The following is a 738-nucleotide window of genomic DNA, read 5'->3' as shown; positions in this document are numbered from 1 at the left end:
GCCGAGCACCACGCGTGGCCCCAGCCCACCCGCACCGGCACCCAAGCCATCCGCATCAAACGACCCCAACCCGCAGACCCATAAGGCAACGGCATTGGGACTAGGCCCGTTCGGTCCCCCGTGATCGGACGGGCCTTTCTCCTGCCGTCAGGCGCTCTCGTCCAGCAGAACGCGCGTGAAGTCGTGGCGGACATGAACACTGAGTACGACGAGCACGTCATCCGTCGCCAGGTACGTGACCGATAGATCGCGCGTGAGCATCACCGAACGCGTTCTCTCATCCGCAGAAACGGCCACCGATATTTCGGGGCGAGGGTTCGGCGCGAGTGCCTCCAATGCGCGCTGAAGTGCCTCGCGACGCTCAACCGGCAGACCGTCACGCACTACTGCCGAACCCTCCGTGAACTGGACGTTGTAGGCCACTGCAAACCGCCTTACTTCAGCGGAACGGCCCGCTGATTTGGTGGGTTCAGGGTAGATCAAGATCATGTGACACCTCGTTAGATAACAGTTCAGTAACGTGCGATTCGGGGAATATGCAGGCCAGCGACCTATGGGCCCTCGATTTCCGCAAACCCGTTAGAGATGCCCTCTCTAACAGAGACAACGAAGCGTTTTCACCTCGGAAATTTCCCAGGTTGCGGGTGTCGAAAATTCCATCCATGGTCTGTGACGTGCAGGTTCTTGTAGGCGGCCGATGGATGGCGGACAGGCGTGTCAGGCTGATCGATCGTGCTG

The 738-nt window shown here is 60.0% G+C and carries 1 protein-coding gene; it reads right to left on the bottom strand.

Features of this window, described 5'->3' with window-relative positions; genetic code table 11:
* Positions 1-147: 147 nt before the first annotated feature.
* Complete coding sequence (locus OP79_RS55870; protein WP_157857552.1) at positions 148-489, bottom strand: hypothetical protein; 342 nt, start codon at positions 487-489, stop codon at positions 148-150.
* Between the last annotated feature and the right edge of the window lie 249 nt (positions 490-738).

The organism is Streptomyces yerevanensis (assembly GCF_000716805.1).
GTDB lineage: Bacteria > Actinomycetota > Actinomycetes > Streptomycetales > Streptomycetaceae > Streptomyces > Streptomyces flaveus.
The sequence above is the reverse complement of the archived record's forward strand: the minus strand, read 5'-3'. Positions and strand labels throughout refer to the sequence as shown.

Coding starts and splice junctions, on each gene's coding strand:
- OP79_RS55870 (WP_157857552.1), bottom strand. CDS start 489: ATGATCTTGATCTACCCTGAACCCACCAAATCAGCGGGCCGTTCCGCT.